The sequence below is a fragment of the Methylobacterium sp. Leaf104 genome (assembly GCF_001422885.1).
Classification (GTDB): Bacteria; Pseudomonadota; Alphaproteobacteria; order Rhizobiales; family Beijerinckiaceae; genus Methylobacterium.
Genome location: NZ_LMMZ01000001.1, coordinates 601884 through 618618 on the forward strand (window position 1 = coordinate 601884; position 16735 = coordinate 618618).

At 70.1% G+C, this 16735-nt stretch carries 13 protein-coding genes; 6 read left to right on the forward strand and 7 right to left on the reverse strand.

Features of this window, described 5'->3' with window-relative positions; translation table 11 throughout:
* The first annotated feature begins 45 nt into the window (after positions 1 to 45).
* Both ASF49_RS02835 and ASF49_RS02840 read left to right on the forward strand, forming a co-directional pair.
* Entirely contained in the window at positions 46 to 1161 is a 1116-nt protein-coding gene (locus ASF49_RS02835; RefSeq protein WP_056467309.1) for an ATP-binding protein, read from the forward strand.
* Positions 1162 to 1275: 114 nt separating this feature from the next.
* Positions 1276 to 2274, forward strand: coding sequence for a TIM44-like domain-containing protein (locus ASF49_RS02840; protein WP_056467312.1), 999 nt, complete (start codon positions 1276 to 1278; stop codon positions 2272 to 2274).
* A gap of 78 nt (positions 2275 to 2352) precedes the next feature.
* Here the strand turns inward: ASF49_RS02840 and rsmA are convergent, their stop codons facing one another.
* The 5 genes from rsmA to lptF all read right to left on the reverse strand — a co-directional run bounded on the left by rsmA (position 2353) and on the right by lptF (position 9207).
* On the reverse strand, positions 2353 to 3213 hold the full coding sequence (gene rsmA / locus ASF49_RS02845; RefSeq protein ID WP_056467315.1) for a 16S rRNA (adenine(1518)-N(6)/adenine(1519)-N(6))-dimethyltransferase RsmA: 861 nt from the start codon (positions 3211 to 3213) through the stop codon (positions 2353 to 2355).
* Positions 3210 to 4160 carry a 4-hydroxythreonine-4-phosphate dehydrogenase PdxA gene (gene pdxA, locus ASF49_RS02850; protein WP_431739880.1) on the reverse strand — a complete coding sequence of 317 codons (951 nt, stop codon included), beginning with the start codon at positions 4158 to 4160 and terminating at the stop codon, positions 3210 to 3212. Before pdxA ends, rsmA begins: the two co-directional genes overlap by 4 nt.
* A gap of 107 nt (positions 4161 to 4267) precedes the next feature.
* Positions 4268 to 6934, reverse strand: coding sequence for an LPS-assembly protein LptD (locus ASF49_RS02855; protein WP_243214312.1), 2667 nt, complete (start codon positions 6932 to 6934; stop codon positions 4268 to 4270).
* A complete protein-coding gene (lptG, locus tag ASF49_RS02860) occupies positions 6934 to 8022 on the reverse strand; it encodes an LPS export ABC transporter permease LptG (RefSeq protein ID WP_056467321.1) in 1089 nt (362 codons plus the stop codon). The genes ASF49_RS02855 and lptG overlap by 1 nt, the downstream gene beginning before the upstream one ends.
* A 15-nt stretch (positions 8023 to 8037) precedes the next feature.
* Positions 8038 to 9207: an LPS export ABC transporter permease LptF gene (gene lptF / locus ASF49_RS02865; protein ID WP_056467324.1), complete on the reverse strand. Its 1170-nt coding sequence runs from the start codon at positions 9205 to 9207 to the stop codon at positions 8038 to 8040.
* 281 nt (positions 9208 to 9488) lie between these two features.
* Here lptF and ASF49_RS02870 point away from each other — a divergent pair, with 281 nt between their 5' ends.
* From ASF49_RS02870 to msrP, 4 genes are all read left to right on the forward strand, one after another.
* Positions 9489 to 10985 (forward strand): leucyl aminopeptidase, encoded by a 1497-nt coding sequence (locus ASF49_RS02870; protein WP_056467327.1) that lies wholly within the window; start codon positions 9489 to 9491, stop codon positions 10983 to 10985.
* 5 nt (positions 10986 to 10990) lie between these two features.
* On the forward strand, positions 10991 to 11680 hold the full coding sequence (locus ASF49_RS02875; RefSeq protein ID WP_200930002.1) for a hypothetical protein: 690 nt from the start codon (positions 10991 to 10993) through the stop codon (positions 11678 to 11680).
* A gap of 85 nt (positions 11681 to 11765) precedes the next feature.
* On the forward strand, positions 11766 to 13460 hold the full coding sequence (locus tag ASF49_RS02880; RefSeq protein ID WP_056467329.1) for an AMP-binding protein: 1695 nt from the start codon (positions 11766 to 11768) through the stop codon (positions 13458 to 13460).
* A 135-nt stretch (positions 13461 to 13595) separates the two neighbouring features.
* Positions 13596 to 14552 carry a protein-methionine-sulfoxide reductase catalytic subunit MsrP gene (gene msrP, locus ASF49_RS02885; protein WP_056467332.1) on the forward strand — a complete coding sequence of 319 codons (957 nt, stop codon included), beginning with the start codon at positions 13596 to 13598 and terminating at the stop codon, positions 14550 to 14552.
* Positions 14553 to 14610: 58 nt separating this feature from the next.
* Here the strand turns inward: msrP and ASF49_RS02890 are convergent, their stop codons facing one another.
* Both ASF49_RS02890 and trxB read right to left on the reverse strand, forming a co-directional pair.
* A complete protein-coding gene (locus ASF49_RS02890) occupies positions 14611 to 15501 on the reverse strand; it encodes a LysR family transcriptional regulator (RefSeq protein ID WP_056467988.1) in 891 nt (296 codons plus the stop codon).
* A 254-nt stretch (positions 15502 to 15755) separates the two neighbouring features.
* Positions 15756 to 16730: a thioredoxin-disulfide reductase gene (gene trxB, locus ASF49_RS02895; protein WP_056467991.1), complete on the reverse strand. Its 975-nt coding sequence runs from the start codon at positions 16728 to 16730 to the stop codon at positions 15756 to 15758.
* Positions 16731 to 16735: the final 5 nt, after the last annotated feature.

A 16735-nucleotide genomic window follows, 5' to 3' on the forward strand; every position in this document is an offset into this window, starting at 1 on the left:
CCTTGGGGCCGGAGGGGCCGCGCGCCCCGGATCGGCGGACAGGCCATGGCATTGCCCCGGACGGACGATCACGCTGCTGAGGGCGAGCCGGAGGCCGGGCTCGTCCGACTGCTGACCGCCTCGGCGGTGCCGGCGGCCCTCCTGGCGCCGGAGGCGTCCGGCGGCCGCGTCGTCCGCGCCAACCGCGCGCTCCTCGATCTTGTCCGGCGATCCCCCGACGCCCCCCTCGACGGCGACCTGCACGCCTGGCTGGGGCTCGACGGCGACCGGGAATCCGGCGCCGCGTTCGCTGCGGCCCTCGCCGCCGGGGCTCCGGAGGGCGTCGAGGTCCTCGCGCGGCCGGGCGGCGGCGCGACGTTCTGGGCGCAGGTCTTCGTCGTCCCGGTGACGGGGACGCCCTACCGCCTCGCGCAGGTCGTCGACGTGACCCGGCGGCGCGACGCCGAGGGCGCCCTCGCGCTCTCGCGCCAGCGCGAGGCCCTGGGCCTCCTCACCAACAGCGTGGCGCACGAGTTCAACAACTTCCTCCAGATCCTGATCGGCTACATCGACGGGCTGAAGCGGCGCCTGGGCGACCGCGACGAGCCCTTCATCCAGCGCGCCATCGTGCGCTCGACGGATGCGGCCGAGCGCGCCACCACCCTGACCCGGCAGCTCCTCGCCTTCTCGCGGCGCATCGCCCCCGACGTCCGCCCGGTCGACCTGAACCGGCTGATCGAGGCATTCGGGGCGCGCATCGGGCCGACGCTTCCGGCCCGCGTCGCCCTCGAGATCCGGACCACGCCGGGGCTCGCCTGCGGCCTCAGCAACCCGACGCAGATCGAGCTCGCCCTCAGCCACATCGTCGCCAATTCCTGCGAGGCGATGCCGGCGCCCGGACGCATCGTCATCGCCACCTTCGCGGTGCCCCCGGGCGACCGCGCCCTGAAGCGGCCGGGCGACGGCGCGGTCGGCATCACGGTGACCGACGAGGGCCAGGGCATGTCGCCCGAGATGGCGGCCCGCGCCCTGGCGCCCTTCGTCACCAGTCGCGAGGCCGGCCGCGGCGCCGGGCTCGCCATCGTGCACGGCCTCGTCAAGCGCCAGAACGGCACGGTGTCGATCGACTCGAAGCCCGGGGAGGGCGCCACGGTCCGGATGGTGTTTCCCGCCGCGCATTGAGGGAAATCGCAGGGATTTCGCGAGGAACACCGGACTAAAACTCCGGCGCGGACGTCACCATATCAGGAGCGGCGTAGTCGCCGGACTTCCCTGTTGTTCACCAGAGGCGTTTTCATGCTCACCTCCACCACTCGCCGGAAGCGCGCGGCGTCCATCCTCGCGCTCGCCGCGACGCTGGTCCTCGCAGCGCCCGTCGTCGAGGCGCGTCCCGGAAGCGGCAGCAGCGGTGGCATGGGTTCGCGCGGCTCGCGCACCTACGCGCCGCCCTCGGCCACCACGACGGCCCCCGGCGCGCCGGCCCCGATCCAGCGCTCGCAGACCCAGCCCGGCCCGGCCATGGGCAATCCCGGCATGAACACCGCCGCGCAGCCCGGCCGACGCTTCGGCGGCGGCTTCATGGCCGGCCTCCTCGGCGCGGGCCTGCTCGGCGCGCTCCTCGGCGGCGGCTTCTTCGGCGGCCTCGGCGGCATCGCCTCCTTCCTCGGCCTGATCCTGCAGGTCGGCCTCGTGGTCCTGCTCGTCGCCTTCGCGGTGCGCTGGTTCCGTCGGCGCCAAGGCCAGCCGGCCGCCGCCGGCCTGTCCCGCTCGAACCTCGACGGCGCCGGCGCGAATCCGGGTCCGATGGGTGGTTCTCCGCTCGGGGGGGCTCCGATGGGTGGCAACCCGGGCCAGGCCCAGCGCGGTCCCGCCCCGGTCCAGCCGGTGCAGGCGCGTCCCGTCCAGATCGGTCCCGGCGACTTCGAGAGCTTCGAGATCGCCCTCAACGACGTGCAGGCGGCCTATGGCCGTGGGGACGTCGCGGCCCTGCGCAACCTCGCGACTCCGGAGATGGCCGGCTACTTCATCGAGGAACTGCAGGCCAACGAGGCGCGCGGCGTCGTCAACCGGATCTCCGACGTGAAGCTCCTCCAGGGCGACCTCTCCGAGTCCTGGGGCGAGGGCAATGCCGAGTACGCCACGGTGGCGATGCGCTACGCCATCAAGGACGTGACGCTCGATCGCCGGACCGACCGGGTCGTCGAGACCGGCGAGCCGGAGGCGGTGGAACTCTGGACCTTCGTGCGCGAGCGCGGCGGCCGCTGGGTCCTCTCGGCGATCCAGCAGGGTCGCTGACGCTCGGCCCCGTCCGACACCGATGAATGAAGAGGGCCGCGCGGAGGCATCCGCGCGGCCCTTTCTCGTGCCGGTGGATCAGACGGGGCGGTAGGCCTGGGCCATCGCCACGAAGGCGGCGACCGGGACCTCCTCGGCCCGCGCGGTCTCGGGAATGCCGGCGGCCGCCAGGAGCCGGGCCGGGTCCGGGACCGCCGCCTTGAGGCTTTGGCGCAGCATCTTGCGCCGCTGCCCGAAGGCCGCCCGGGTGATCGCCTCGAGCGCCTGGACCGAGCAGGGCAGGGGATCGCGCCGGGGCGTCAGCCGGACGATGGACGAGGTCACCTTCGGCGGCGGCACGAAGGCCGAGGGCGCCACGTCGAACAGGATATGCGCCTCGGTGCGCCAGCCGCAGAGAACGCCGAGGCGGCCGTAATTCGCCCGATCCTCCTCGTCCGCGACGATGCGCTCGGCCACCTCGCGCTGGAACATCAGCGTCAGGGACTCCCACCAGGGCGGCCACGCGCCCCCGGCGAGCCAGCCGACGAGAAGCGGCGTGCCGATGTTGTAGGGCAGGTTGGCGACGATCCGTACCGGACCCGCGCCGATCAGGGGCACGGGGTCGAAGCTCAGGGCGTCGGCATCGACCACCTCGAGGCGCCCGGGGTAATGCGCCGCGATCTCCGCAAGCGCCGGCAGGGCGCGCGGATCGCGCTCGATCGCGATGACCCGGGCGGCGCCCTCCGCCAGCAGCGCGCGGGTGAGGCCACCGGGGCCAGGCCCGATCTCGACCACGGTGATGCCCTCGAGCGGGCCGGCCGACCGGGCGATCCGCCCGGTCAGGTTGAGATCGAACAGGAAGTTCTGGCCCAGCGCCTTCTTGGGTTCCAGGCCGTGCCGGCGCACCACCTCCCGAAGGGGCGGCAGGCCGTCGAGGCTGACGCTCCCGTCCTCGCTCACGCCCCGGCCTTCACGAGACGGGCGGCGAGGCGGAGTGCCGCCATCAGGCTGTCGGGTCGGGCGATGCCCTTGCCGGCGATGTCGAAGGCCGTGCCGTGGTCCGGCGAGGTGCGGATGAAGGGGAGTCCGAGGGTGACGTTCACGCCCTCGTCGAAGGCCAGGGTCTTGATCGGGATCAGGGCCTGGTCATGGGTCGGCGTCAGCGCGACGTCGTAGGTCGCCCGCGCCCGTTCGTGGAAGAGGGTGTCGGCGGGCAGCGGCCCGCGGATGTCGATGCCCTCGGTCTGCAACTGCAGCACGGCCGGCTCCAGCACGTCGCGGTCCTCCGTGCCCATGGTGGCGTTCTCGCCCGCATGGGGGTTGAGGCCGGAGAGGACGAGGCGCGGCCGGGCGAGGCCGAAGCGCCGCCGCAGGTCCTCCGCCACGATGCGGGCGGTGCGCATGACGAGGTCCTGCGTCAGCAGTTCGGGGACCCGCCGCAGGGCGACGTGGATGGTGACGGGCACCACCGCGAGGGTCTCGCTCCAGAGCATCATCACGGGGAGCGGTGGCGTCTCGCCGGGGGCGACGGAGCAGGCGGCCAGGAACTCGGTATGGCCCGGATGGGCGAAGCCGACCTGCGTGAGCACGTACTTGGCGATCGGGTTGGTGACCAGGGCGGCGGCCGCCCCGGAACGGACGAGGTCCACCGCGGTGGTGATCGATTCCAGGATCGCGCCGGCATGGGCGGAATCGGGGCGCCCCGCCACCGCGTGAACGGCCGCGCCGCTCGGCAGGGCCATCACCGGGAGGGCGCGCCCGAACACCTCGGTGGCGAGGTCCGGGCCGACATCGGCGATGGGAACCTGCAGGTTGAGCGCGCTCGCCCGCCGCTCGACGAAGTCGGGGTCGGCGACGAGGAAGAAGGGGGGCAGGCCGGTGCCCGCATCGCGCAGGCGCCACGCCATCAGGGCGAGTTCCGGGCCGATGCCGGCCGGGTCTCCGAGCGTGAGGGCGATCGGCCCGTGCAGGCTGCTCACCGCATCACTCCGTGTCGTTCGAGGGGTGGGCCGCTTCAGCGGACCGTCGAGATGCCGTCGGCCGTGATGGCCGTGTTCAGGTTCTGGCGGAAGTCCGCCTCGCCCAGGGTCTTGAGTTCGAGCCGCAGCAGCACCGTCCTGTTGCGCTCGCTGGTGCCGAGCGAGGCCGCCACCGGCGAGACGATGTAGTTGACGGAGACCGTGGTGCACTCGTCCTGGTAGCCGCCGCCGATGCTCATGCCCGAGAGATAGGCCCGGCCCGGGTTGCTGTAGACCGGTGCGGCGCCGACGGGGTTCGCGAGGTAGGAGGCGTAGGCCGTCTGGAAGTTGTCGCGCACGTCGAGGTAGTGGGACAGATCGACGAGGGCGGAGCCGGTCACGAACCAGTTCGGCGTCACGTGGTAGGTCGCCGAGGCGGTGATGCCCTCGCGGCGGTTGGCGAAGCCGAGGGCCGGCTGTGCCTTGTAGTAGGAGTAGAACGCCGACAGGTCGATCGGCGCGAAGGGCGCGAGGCGGGCGATCACGCCGGTCTCGAGCCGGTTCACCCCGAGATCCGCGTGGTCGAAGCGGCCGCGGGTGATGAAGGTGATGTGCTGGTTCGGCGAGAGCTGGAACCGGCCGACGAAGTCCGAGGCCCGGCTGTCGAGGCCGGAATCGAGGCCGACATTGGCGATGTCGCCGCGGCGGAACGAGTTGACGCCGGCGATCTGGATCGATTCGCCGAACATGACGTTCGCGTACCAGCCCGCGGGGGTCACGACGGAATACTGCGCGCCGATGTTGGTGCGTACGCCGCCTTCGACCCGGTCGTAGCCCGAGAACTTGTCCCACTCGAACAGCGAAGTGTCGTCGAAGATCAGGCTCTGCGCGTCCTCGTTCGGCAGCCGGCCGATATGGGTCTCGCTCGGGCGCGCGATGACCTGGGCGATCGGCTCCAGGGTGTGGACGCCGAGGGGGCCGAAATTGCTGACGAACGGGTAGCGGTAGTCGATGCCGACGGCGGGCAGCACCCGGCCCGAGAAATCCGAGTCCTGCGTCGCGATGTTGGCCGAGAGGGCGTTCTGGTAGCCCGAGGTGCGCGGGTCGACGAAGAACGCGTCCGTGCGCAGGTAGGCGAACGGCGTGAAGACCTGGCCGACATCGTCGATGAAGCTGCGGCGCCAGGAGAGCTGGGCCGAGGCGCGGGTGTTCGTGCCGGCCAGGCCCCGGATCACGCACTGGCCGCGCGAGAACGAGGTGCACGTCTCGTAGAGGTAGTAGGTCTTGCCGTTGATCGTCGGGGTCAGCAGGTAGGCGGTCGGGCTCTGGACCGCCTGGAAGTCGGTGGCCTGACGGGTCAGGCTGGTGATGTTGGCCTCGAAGCGGACCTCGCCGCCGAGGAAGCCCGGCCCGTTGATGCGCTTGTCGTAGTCGATCACCGGCGCGACGAAGGGCTGTTCCTTCTGCCAGTCGAAGCTCGACAGGCCCTTGAAGTAGTAGCCCCGTGCCTCGAACCACGAGCGGTCGCCCTGGCCGATCAGGTAGCCGGTCGACACCGCCTCGCGGAAGTAGTCGGTCGTGATGCTCTGGTTGCGGATGCGGTAGTTGTCCAGGAACCACTTGTCGGTGACGCCGACGATGTCCCAGCCGGTGCGCCAGCGGTCGTTGATGTAGAACTGGCCCTTGGTCTCCACCGAGCCGCGGAAGTCGCGGTCGCCCGCGCCCAGAGGACCGGGCAGGAAGGCGCTCGGCGTCGTCTGGAAGATGCCGGACAGGCGCAGATTGTACGAGCCGGTCTCCAGCCGGTGCCGGAACTCGGCCTGGCCGAGGACGCCCTGGTTGCTCAGGAAGGCCGGCGAGAGGGTGAGATCGTAGTTCGGCGCGAGGTTGACGAAGAACGGGGTCGCGAGGCCGGAGCCCAGCGCCGTCGAGGTCAGGAAGCGCGGCGTCAGGAAGCCGGTCTTGCGCTTCACCGTCGGGTCGGCGGTCTCGAAATACGGCAGGTAGGCGACCGGGATGCCGCCGATCTCGAGGGTCGATTCCTCGAAGGCGACGGTGTGGGTCTGGTTGTTGTGGACGATCTTGGTGGCGCGGATCTGCCAGAGCGGCGGCGTCTCCGGGTTGTTCTTGCACGGCTCGCAGGCGGTGTAGGTGCCGTACTCGAAGCTCGTGCTGTCGCCCTCGATCCGCTCGGCGCGGGGCGCGGAGAAGCGGGTGCGGACGGTCTGTCCGTTCAGCTGGACGCTCTGCTGGACGCGCAGCGCGTCGATGAAGCCGTTCCTGAAGTCGTCGGTGAGCTCCATCCTGGAGCCGGTGACCACGGCGCCCGAGGCCTCCGTCAGGCGCACGTTGCCCTCGGCGAAGACGCGGCTCGCCTGGCGGTCGTAGATCACCCGGTCGGCCTGCAGGGTGCGCGGGCCGTAATGCAGCTCGGCGTTGCCGCGGGCCGTCACGGTGTTGCGGTCGTTGTCGTAGACGAGCTCGGCGGCCTCCACGAGGAGGCGCTCGGCGGGCTTGCCCGAATCCGGTTTGCCGGCGGTCGCCTTCGGGGCGCCGGCCCTAGATGCCCCCTGGGCGAGCGCCTGCCCGCCAGGCGCCGCGGGGGCGACGGCCGTGAGCAGCACCACGAACCCCGTGGCCAACGTGATGTCGGCGACCTTACGCAACGCCAGTCCCAACTCCTGCCAAGGCCTTCGCCCCATCGCCACCACCGAGTCCGACATCAGCCGTCCTCCTGATAGAGAAGCGTGAGCGTACCAAGGAGACTCCCTACCACGGCCGGGAACCAGGCCGCCACAGCCGGCGTCACGATTCCCGAGGCACCGAGGCCTTCCAGCACCTGTCGCGCGACGTACAGCACGAACCCCGCCGCCACGCCGCCCAGCACCAGTTTGCCCACCCCACCAAAGCGGAAGAACCTTAAGGAAACGCTGGCCGCCACCAGGACCATGGCCAGGAACAGGACGGGCCTGGCCAGCAGCACGTCGTACTGGAGGCGGTAGCGGGTGGCGTCGAGGCCCGCCCGCTCGGAGCGTGAAATGGTCTCGGGGAGTTGCCAGAAAGGCACGGATTCCGGCGGCGTGAAGCGCTGCCGCACCTGCGAGGGCACCAGGGTCGAGGCGATCAGGTAGGTGTCGAAGGTCTCGGCCGGCTGGCCCTTGGCCATCACCCGGGCCTGGTTCAGCTCCCAGTAGCCGTCGTGCAGGCTGGCCTTGGCGGCCTCGATCTGCGCGGTGAAGACGCCGGCCTCGTCGAAGGTGAAGACCGAGACGCCCGCGAGCGTGGTGGTGCCCTCCACCGCGGTGTCGGCCCGGATGATCGCCTGGCCGTCGAGGCTGCGCTGGCGGATCCACAGGTCCTTGCCGGAATTGGCCTTGGTCGAGCGAGCGAAGATCTTCGCTTCGATCTCGGTGGAGCGCTGCTTCATCAGTGCCGAAACGGGGTTGTAGACGCCGACCGTGAAGGCCCCGATGGCCAGCGCCACGAACACGCCGGGCTGCAGGAACTGCCAGGCCGAGATGCCGGCGGCCCGGGCCACCACCAGTTCGAGCTTGCGCGAGAGCTGGAGCAGGGCGGCCATCGAGCCGAACAGGATCGCGAACGGCAGCACGCCCTCGGCCACGGCCGGGGTCCGGTAGAGCGAGAGCTGCGCCATCAAACCTGTGGACGCGCCCTCCGCGTCGCCGGCGCGGCGCAGGAGCTCGACGAAATCGAGGGTGTAGACGAGCGTGAACACCGTGAGGAACACGCCCAGGATCGTGCGCACGAAGCGCATCGCGAAGTAGCGGCCGAGAGTGGCGCCGATCAGCATCGCGTCAGCCCCGTCTCACTGCACGCCGAGGCGCGGGCGCCGGCCGAAGCGTCCGAAGAACCCGGCCGCGGCCCGGCTCACCCGGGTGTTCCAGTCCCGGACCGCCGCGCCGTTGAAGATCATCACCGCCGAGATCAGGATGGCGAGGAGGGGCACGGCGTAGACCGCGATCACCGCGCCCTGGCTGCGGGCGGCCGCGCTGGAGGCGGCGAAGCCGCCGATGCGCACCACCACCACGGCGAGGACCGCCCCCGCGACCGCGAGGCCGCGCCCCTGGCGCGTGGTGCGCGGGTCGCCCAGCGCCGCGAAGGCGATGAAGGTAAGGGCGAGCGGGTAGAGCCAGGACGAGAGCCGGTCGTGCAGCTCGGCCCGGAAGCGGCCCTTCTGCTGCATGTAGTAGGTCTCGCTGGTGTCGGGGAACAGCAGCTGCGCCGTCGCGCGCTCGCGCGGCTTGTAGACCAGCTCGGCATCGGGCGGCGTGAAGGCCGCGAGATCGACGGTGTAGCGCTCGAAGGTGATGATCGAGGCGTCGCGGGAATCCTTCTGCTGCCGATGGATGCTGCCCTTCTCGAGGGCGAGGTAGCTCTGGCCGCCGTATTCCTGCGCCTGGCCGCGCTCGGCGAGATACACCACCGACTTGCCGGCCTCGCGCTTGTCCTGGATGAACAGGCCGAGCAGGGCCCCGCCCGGGCCGCGCTCGCGGAAGTGGAAGGTGATGCCGCTGTCGAGGCTGGTGAACTGCCCTTCCTTGACCACGTTGGCGATGAAGTCGCCCCGCACCCGGGTCAGCACGTCGCGCAATTCCTGGAAGGACGACGGCATCACCTGGATCGTCAGGAAGGCCACCGCGAGGCTGACGGCGAGGCCGAGGCTGAGGAAGGGCCGCAGGATCTGGCGGGGCCGCATGCCAGCGGCCGACATCACGATGAGCTCGGAATCGCCGTTCAGCTTGTTCAGCGCGTAGACGACCGCGATGAACAGCGCCACCGGGGCGATCACGGTGATCAGCGTCGGCAGCGACAGGCCGGTGATGAGGAAGAAGATCACCAGGGTCTGACCCTTGGCGGTGATGAGGTCGAGCTCGCGCAGGGCCTGCGTCACCCAGATCGTGCCGGTGAGGCCGACGAGGCAGGCGAAGAACGCCCCGAGCGCGATTCTGAAGATGTAGCGCTCGATCTGCGTCATGGGTTCTCGTGGATCGGCGTCCCGCGGATCGCCTCCCGCCTCGCCTGGCGAGGCTCGGCCCCGCCCGTTTCTACCCGTCCCGCCCCCCGGCCGTCGACTCCGATCCGGGCGCGCCGATTCGGGCCCTTTCAGGGCCGTCCGGTCGCGTTGCGTTCTCTGCCTCAACAGGTACACAGAAGCGCCTGGAGGGGCACGTCCAATGCCGTGCCGCTCCGCACATCTTGCACGCACGACTTCGAACGCACCGTTCGTTCGAGCCCAATCCTCGGAAAGCTAGCGTCATGGCGGACGGAATTACGATCGCGTTCGGGTCCCTGGGTCCGGTGGGCCGAGGCGACGTCGTCCTCTTCGTCGGCGACGATCTCGCCCTGGCTCCGGCCGTGGCCAAGGCGATCGGTGGCGGCGTGGCCGATCTCGTCGCCCGCGCGGCCGCGGGCGAGCGCTTCAAGGGCAAGTCCCTGTCGGCCCTGGCGCTGCCCGCGCCGGCCGGCCTCGACGCCGACCGCCTCCTGGTGATCGGCCTCGGCTCGGAGAAGGATCGCGCCAAGATCGACTGGCCGGCGCTCGGCGGCTTCACCGCCAGCAAGGTCTCGGGCCGGAGCGCCCATGTCGCCCTGATCTTCGCCGGCCTCGACGTCACCGCGGCGAATGCCGCCGACTTCGCCCTCGGTGCCCGCCTGCGCCACTACAGCTTCGACCGCTACAAGACCAAGAAGAAGCCCGAGGGCGAGGATGCGAAGGGCACCGCGTTGACCCTGATGGTGGCGGATGTCGCCGCCGCCGAGGCCGCCGCGAAGGTCTCGGAGGCCGTCGCCGACGGCGTCATCCTGGCCCGCGAACTCGTCAACGAGCCGCCGAACGTCCTCTACCCGGAGGAATTCGCCCGCCGTGCCGAGGCGCTGACGCAGCTCGGCGTCGAGGTCGAGGTGCTCGGCCCCGGCAAGCTCGAGGCGCTCGGCATGCGCGCCCTCCTCGCCGTGGCTCAGGGCTCCACCAAGGAGGCCCGCGTCGTGGTGATGCGCTGGAACGGCGCCGCCGATCCGTCGGAGGCGCCCATCGCCTTCATCGGCAAGGGCGTGTGCTTCGATTCCGGGGGCGTCTCGATCAAGTCCGCCGGCGGCATGGAGGACATGAAGGGCGACATGGGCGGCGCCGCCTGCGTGGTCGGCACGATGCACGCCCTTGCCAGCCGCAAGGCGACGGTCAACGTCGTGGGCGCCATCGGCATCGTCGAGAACATGCCCGACGGCAACGCCATGCGCCCGAGCGACATCATCACCTCGATGTCGGGCCAGACCATCGAGGTCATCAACACCGACGCCGAGGGCCGCCTCGTCCTCGCCGACGTGCTCTGGCACATCCAGGGCTCCTACAAGCCGAAGTTCATGATCGACCTCGCCACCCTGACGGGCGCGATCATCGTGGCGCTCGGCCAGGACATCGCCGGGATGTTCTCCAACGACGACGCCCTCTCGGCCAAGATCGCGGCGGCCGGCGAGGCGACGGGCGAGGCCGTGTGGCGGATGCCGCTGATCCCGGCCTACGACAAGGCCATCGACTCGAAGTTCGCCGACATGAAGAACTCCGGCGGCCGCCACGGTGGTGCCGCCACGGCGGCCTCGTTCCTGAAGCGCTACGTGAACGACGTGCCGTGGGCGCATCTCGATATCGCTGGCGTCGCGATGTCCTCGTCGGCGAGCGAGATCAACCGGAGCTGGGGGGCGGGCTGGGGCGTGCGCCTGCTTGACCGCCTGGTGCGCGACAACTACGAGGCCTGAGCCGCGTGCTGCCGGCCGCGATCCCGCTGGCAGCCGCGATCCTGGCGGTCGCCGTCGCCTTCGTCACGGGCTTCGACCAGCGGGCGGCCCTGCCGCCCGAGCTCGAAGCCCGCTTCTACGGCTTCTTCCTCGATCGCTACCCGCTCTTCGCCGTGGCGATCGTCTACGGGCTCGCCTGCCTCGGCCTGCGGGTCGTCCGGCCGGGCCCCGCCGGCTGGCCCCGTCGCCTCGTCGGCGGGGCGCTCGCCCTGGCGCTGTTCCTGGCGGTCTGCCTGCATCCCACCTTCGGTGGCGTGACCCTGCGCCTCGCCTTCGCCAGCGGCGGCACCGCCTTCCTGACTCAGCAGGCGATGCCGGCCGCCTACGCCCTCGGGTCGGCACTGGCCGCCACCCTGTTCGCGACGTCATTGGGCATCGGCGCCCTGCTGATCGGCAACCGGCCGCCGCAGCGCCCGCGGCGCTGGCTGCGGACGATCGCCGGGATCCTGCTGCGCTACCTCACCCTCTGGTTCGCCCTGGCGGTGCTCGGTCTCGCCCATGCGGCGGGCTTCGGCATCTGGCCGCGCCGTTCGATGACGATGACCGATGCCGTGTTAGCGGTGGCGCTGGCCTGCATCGCCTTTCTGCCGCACCTGAGCTGTAATGGGCTGACGATGCGTCAGGATCGTTCCCGTCGGCTCCATGCCGCCGCTTGATCCCGCCGCCGGGATGGCCGAGGATGGTTTAGATGTGAACTAAGGGGGCAGGAAGCCGCCGGGTCGCGTCGCAGGGAGGATCCACATGGCCGAAACCCGGAGCGCCGCGCGCCCGTGGCTGACCGCTTATCCGCCGGGCATTCCCGCGGAGCTCGACGTCGACCGCCTCGGGACGCTGGTCGATCTGTTCGAGGATTGCATGGCGCGCTCGGCCGCGCGTCCGGCCCTGGAGAGTTTCGGCGCCCGGGTCTCCTACGCGGCCCTCGGCGCATCGTCCGAGGCCGTGGCGGCCTGGCTCGCCGCGCAGGGCCTCGCCAAGGGCGACCGCGTCGCGATCATGATGCCGAACGTCGCCGCCTATCCGGCGACGATCTTCGGCGTGCTGCTCGCCGGCTGCACCGTCGTCAACGTCAATCCCCTCTACACCCCGCGCGAACTGACGGCGCAGCTGAACGATTCGGGTGCGCGCATCCTGTTCGTCCTGGAGAACTTCGCCCACACGGTGATGCAGGCCCTGCCGGACCTCGCCCTCGACCGCATCGTCCTGGCCGGCCCCGGCGACGGCCTCGGCCTGAAGGGACGGCTGATCACCCTCGCCTCGCGCCACCTGAAGAAGGCGGTTCCGCCCTATCGCTTCCCCGACGGTCTCGCGGTCCGCTTCGACGCCGTGATCCGCGCGGGGACCGGCAAGCCCAAGGTCCGGGTCCGCGTCGGGCCGGACGATCTGGCGTTCCTGCAATATACGGGCGGGACCACGGGGGTGGCCAAGGCGGCGATGCTCACCCACCGCAACATCATGGCCAATGTCGAGCAGAGCCGGATCTGGTTCCGCGTCTCCGCCGATGACGGGCAGGCGCGCGTCATGGTCACGGCGCTGCCGCTCTACCACATCTTCGCACTGACCTGCTGCTTCTTCTTCTTCATGAAGGTCGGCGGCTGCTGCCTGTTGATCGCCAATCCGCGCGATGCCGACGGCTTCATCAAGATGCTCAAGGGTACGCGCTTCACCCACTTCTCCGGGGTGAACACCCTGTTCAACCTGCTGATCAACCATCCGAGGATCCGGGAGGTCGACTTCTCGAAGCTCGATTTCGTCATCGCCGGCGGCATGGCGGTGCAGGCCACTGTCGCCGAGAAGTGGAAGGCGATCACCGGCAGCGCCATCGTCGAGGGCTACGGCCTGTCCGAGACCTCGCCGGTGGTCTGCGTCAACCCGCCGGACCTCACCGAGTGGAGCGGCACCATCGGCTACCCGTTGCCCTCCACCGACGTCTCGATCCGCGGGCTCGACGGTCGGGAGGTCGAGATCGGCGAGCCCGGCGAACTCTGCGTGCAAGGGCCCCAGGTCATGGCCGGCTACTGGAAGCGGCCGGACGAGACCGCCCGGGCTACCACGGCGGACGGCTATTTCCGCACCGGCGACGTGGCGGTGCTCAACCCCGATGGGCAGGTCCGCATCGTCGACCGGATGAAGGACATGATCCTCGTCTCGGGTTTCAACGTCTACCCGAACGAGATCGAGGACGTGCTCGCGAGCCATCCGGGCGTGCTCGAATGCGCCGTGGTGGGCGCCGTCAACGACGAGACCGGCGAGATGGTCGTCGCCCACGTGGTGCGCAGGGACGACGCGACGACCACCGACGTGCTGCGGACCTTCGCCCGCTCGCAGCTCACCGGCTACAAGGTGCCCCGCCGGGTCGTCTTCCACGACGCCCTGCCCAAGACCAATGTGGGCAAGGTGCTGCGCCGGGCCCTGCGCGACGATCCGCCCCCGCCGTGACGCCCCGGCGCCCGTAACCTTCGCATCCCTGCCGGCGAAGGGTGACATCGAGACGGCTTGCGCGCTCGCCGCGTGCGGCCAATGTCAGGGCGACAGGCCGGCGCGCCGCGATTCGCGCCGCACGGAGGGATCGACATGCATATCAGGCGCACCCGGGCATGGGAGATGCCCGAACATCTCGCGACGCCGGAGAGCGTCTTCCTCGACCGCCGGCGCCTCCTGGGCGGTGCGGCGGGCCTGGCGGCCGCCTCGCTGATCGGGACGGATGGCGCCCGGGCGGCGTCCGATCCCACCGCCGACCTCTACCCGGCCAAGCGCAACGAGGCCTATACCCTCGACCGCCCGCTGACGCCCGAGAAGTACAGCGCCGACTACAACAACTTCTATGAGTACGGCACCTCGAAGTCGGTCCTCCCGGCCGCGAACGCCCTGAAGACTCGCCCATGGACGGTGGCGATCGACGGCCTCGTCGAGAAGCCGATATCCCTCGGGATCGACGACCTGATCCGCAAGATGCCGCTGGAGGAGCGGCTCTACCGGCACCGCTGCGTCGAGGCCTGGTCGATGTCGGTGCCCTGGACCGGGTTCCCGCTCTCGAAGCTCGTGGCCCTGGCCAAGCCGACCTCGGGCGCGAAGTACATTCAGATGCAGACCTTCCTCGACCGGTCGATGGCGCCGGGCCAGAAGTCGTTCCTGTATCCCTGGCCCTACACCGAGGGCCTGACCTTGGAGGAAGCTGGCAACGACCTCGCCTTCATCGCCACCGGCGTCTACGGCAAGCCGCTCGCCAACCAGTTCGGCGCGCCGATCCGCCTCGTGGTGCCGTGGAAGTACGGCTTCAAGTCGGTGAAATCGATCACCAAGATCTCGTTCGTGGCCGAGCGTCCGAAGACCTTCTGGGAAGGGCTGCAATCGGCCGAGTACGGCTTCTGGGCGAACGTCAACCCGGCGGTGTCGCATCCGCGCTGGAGCCAGGCCACGGAACGCGTGCTGGGCACCGACCAGCGCGTCCCGACCCTGATCTACAACGGCTACGGCGAGCAGGTCGCCGGCCTCTACAAGGGGCTCGAGAAGGAGCGCCTGTTCGTCTGAAGCCGGCGGCCGACGGGGTGGAGATCGCCCCGTCGGATCAATAGGTCCAGCGCCGGCCCTAATAGGTCCAGCGCTGGGCCTTCGCGACGAGGAAGTCGCGGAACGCCTGGACGCGGGCTACCGAGCGCATCTCCTCGGCATAGACGAGGTAGCTCTCCATGTGCGGCATCTCGGTCTCGCGCATGACCTGCACCAACCCCGCCTGACCCTCCGCCGCGTAGTCGGGCAGGATGCCGATGCCGGCGCCGGTGTCGATGGCCTGCTGCAGGGCGGTGATGTTGTTCACCGTGAAGTGGATCGTCCGGCGCTCCTGGCCCTCGCGGCCGACGGTGGAGAGCCAGTGCGTCGCCAGCAGGTAGGACGGCTCGTTGCCGCCGAACGAGACCAGGCGGTGGTTGTCGAGGTCGGCGATGGATTTCGGCTCGCCGAAGCGCTTGACGTAATCCTGCGACGCGAAGGCGTGGTAGTGCACCGTGAACAGCCGCCGCTGGATCAGGTCCGGCTGGGCCGGGCGTCGCATGCGGATGGCCACGTCCGCCTCGCGCATGGCCAGATCGAGCTCCTCGTTGGTGAGGATGAGCTCGACGCGCACGTCCGGGTAGAGGTCGAGGAACTCGGCGATTCGCTGGGCAAGCCAGGCGGTACCGAGACCGACCGTCGTCGTTACCTTGAGGTCGCCGGTCGGCCGCTCGCTCGTCTCGACCAGGCGCGCCTTGGTGTTCTCGAGGCGCAGCTTCATGTCGCGCGCCGCGCGGAACAGCAGGTCGCCCTGCTCGGTCAGGATCAGGCCGCGGGCGTGGCGGTGGAACAGCGGCGCCTTCAACTCCCGCTCGAGGGCGCTGATCTGCCGGCTCACGGCCGACTGGCTCAGGCCGATGTCGTCGCCCGCGCGCGTGAAGCTGCCGGCTTCCGCGACGTTGAGAAAGATGCGGATCTTGTCCCAGTCCAAGGCGTCCACTCCCATACGCAACCCGACGCCGGCTGATCATGCCTCCCGTCCCGCCGAGCCGCGATCCGGACATCCATGACAGGCCCGATCGACTCGACCCGCCCGGGGTGCGCGGAGCGCAGGAGGGGCGGGCTTCGAGTCATGCGGGTGACGCCGACGGCGCATGCCGTCAGCGCTTAGGTTAGTGATTCGACCTTGCGATTGTCTTGACGCCGCGCGCAAGACGCATGGCGCCGTCGTCCGCCGGAATTTTCCTATTCTGCGGCCGCTTGCTGGGGTGTTTCGCCGACTTCGAGGGCGGCTAAGTACTTCTCGGCGTCGAGAGCAGCCATGCACCCCATGCCGGCGGCGGTGATCGCCTGACGGTAGACGTCGTCGGTGACGTCGCCCGCCGCGTAGACGCCGGGGATCGCCGTATGGGTCGTGCCCGGCGCGGTGTCTATGTAGCCGCCATCGCGCATGGCGAGCTGGCCCTCGAAGATCCCGGTGGCCGGCTGGTGGCCGATGGCGATGAACACGCCGTCGGTCCGGCGCTCCGTGATCTCGCCGGTGCGGGTGTCCTTGAGGCGGACATGGGTCACGGACGGCGGCTTCTCGCTACCGCAGATCTCCTCGACCGCGTGGTGCCACACCACCTCGACGTTCGGATGCTTGAACAGCCGCTCCTGCAGGATGCGCTCGGCGCGGAACTCGCCGCGGCGATGGACGACGATGACCTTGGCGGCGAGATTGGCGAGGTAGAGCGCCTCCTCCACGGCGGTGTTGCCGCCGCCGACCACCACGACCTCCTTGCCCCGGAAGAAGAAACCGTCGCAGGTGGCGCAGGCCGAGACGCCGAAGCCCTGGAACTTGGCCTCGGAGGGCAGGCCGAGCCACTTCGCCTGGGCGCCGGTGGCGATGATCACGGCGTCGGCCGAGTAGGTCTCGCCGGAATCGGCCTCGAGCCGGAACGGGCGGACGTTCAGATCGACCCTGGTGATGTACTCGGACACGATCTTGGTGCCGACGTGCTCGGCCTGAAGGCGCATCTGCTCCATCAGCCAGGGACCCTGGATCGCCTCGGCGAAGCCCGGGTAGTTCTCGACGTCCGTGGTGATCATCAGCTGCCCGCCGGGCTGGAAGCCCGAGATCATGAGCGGTTCGACCATGGCGCGGGCGGCGTAGATCGCGGCGGTGTAGCCGGCGGGACCCGAGCCGATGATGATGAGTTTGGAGTGGGTGTGCGCCATCGCTC

Bases quoted from the DNA above. Each gene is read 5' to 3' on its own strand.
- ASF49_RS02835 (WP_056467309.1), top strand. From the start codon at position 46: ATGGCATTGCCCCGGACGGACGATCACGCTGCTGAGGGCGAGCCGGAG.
- ASF49_RS02840 (WP_056467312.1), top strand. From the start codon at position 1,276: ATGCTCACCTCCACCACTCGCCGGAAGCGCGCGGCGTCCATCCTCGCG.
- pdxA (WP_431739880.1), bottom strand. From the start codon at position 4,160: ATGGCGTGGCGCCTGCGCGATGCGGGCACCGGCCTGCCCCCCTTCTTC.
- ASF49_RS02855 (WP_243214312.1), bottom strand. From the start codon at position 6,934: ATGTCGGACTCGGTGGTGGCGATGGGGCGAAGGCCTTGGCAGGAGTTG.
- lptG (WP_056467321.1), bottom strand. From the start codon at position 8,022: ATGCTGATCGGCGCCACTCTCGGCCGCTACTTCGCGATGCGCTTCGTG.
- lptF (WP_056467324.1), bottom strand. From the start codon at position 9,207: ATGACGCAGATCGAGCGCTACATCTTCAGAATCGCGCTCGGGGCGTTC.
- ASF49_RS02870 (WP_056467327.1), top strand. From the start codon at position 9,489: ATGGCGGACGGAATTACGATCGCGTTCGGGTCCCTGGGTCCGGTGGGC.
- ASF49_RS02880 (WP_056467329.1), top strand. From the start codon at position 11,766: ATGGCCGAAACCCGGAGCGCCGCGCGCCCGTGGCTGACCGCTTATCCG.
- msrP (WP_056467332.1), top strand. From the start codon at position 13,596: ATGCATATCAGGCGCACCCGGGCATGGGAGATGCCCGAACATCTCGCG.
- trxB (WP_056467991.1), bottom strand. From the start codon at position 16,730: ATGGCGCACACCCACTCCAAACTCATCATCATCGGCTCGGGTCCCGCC.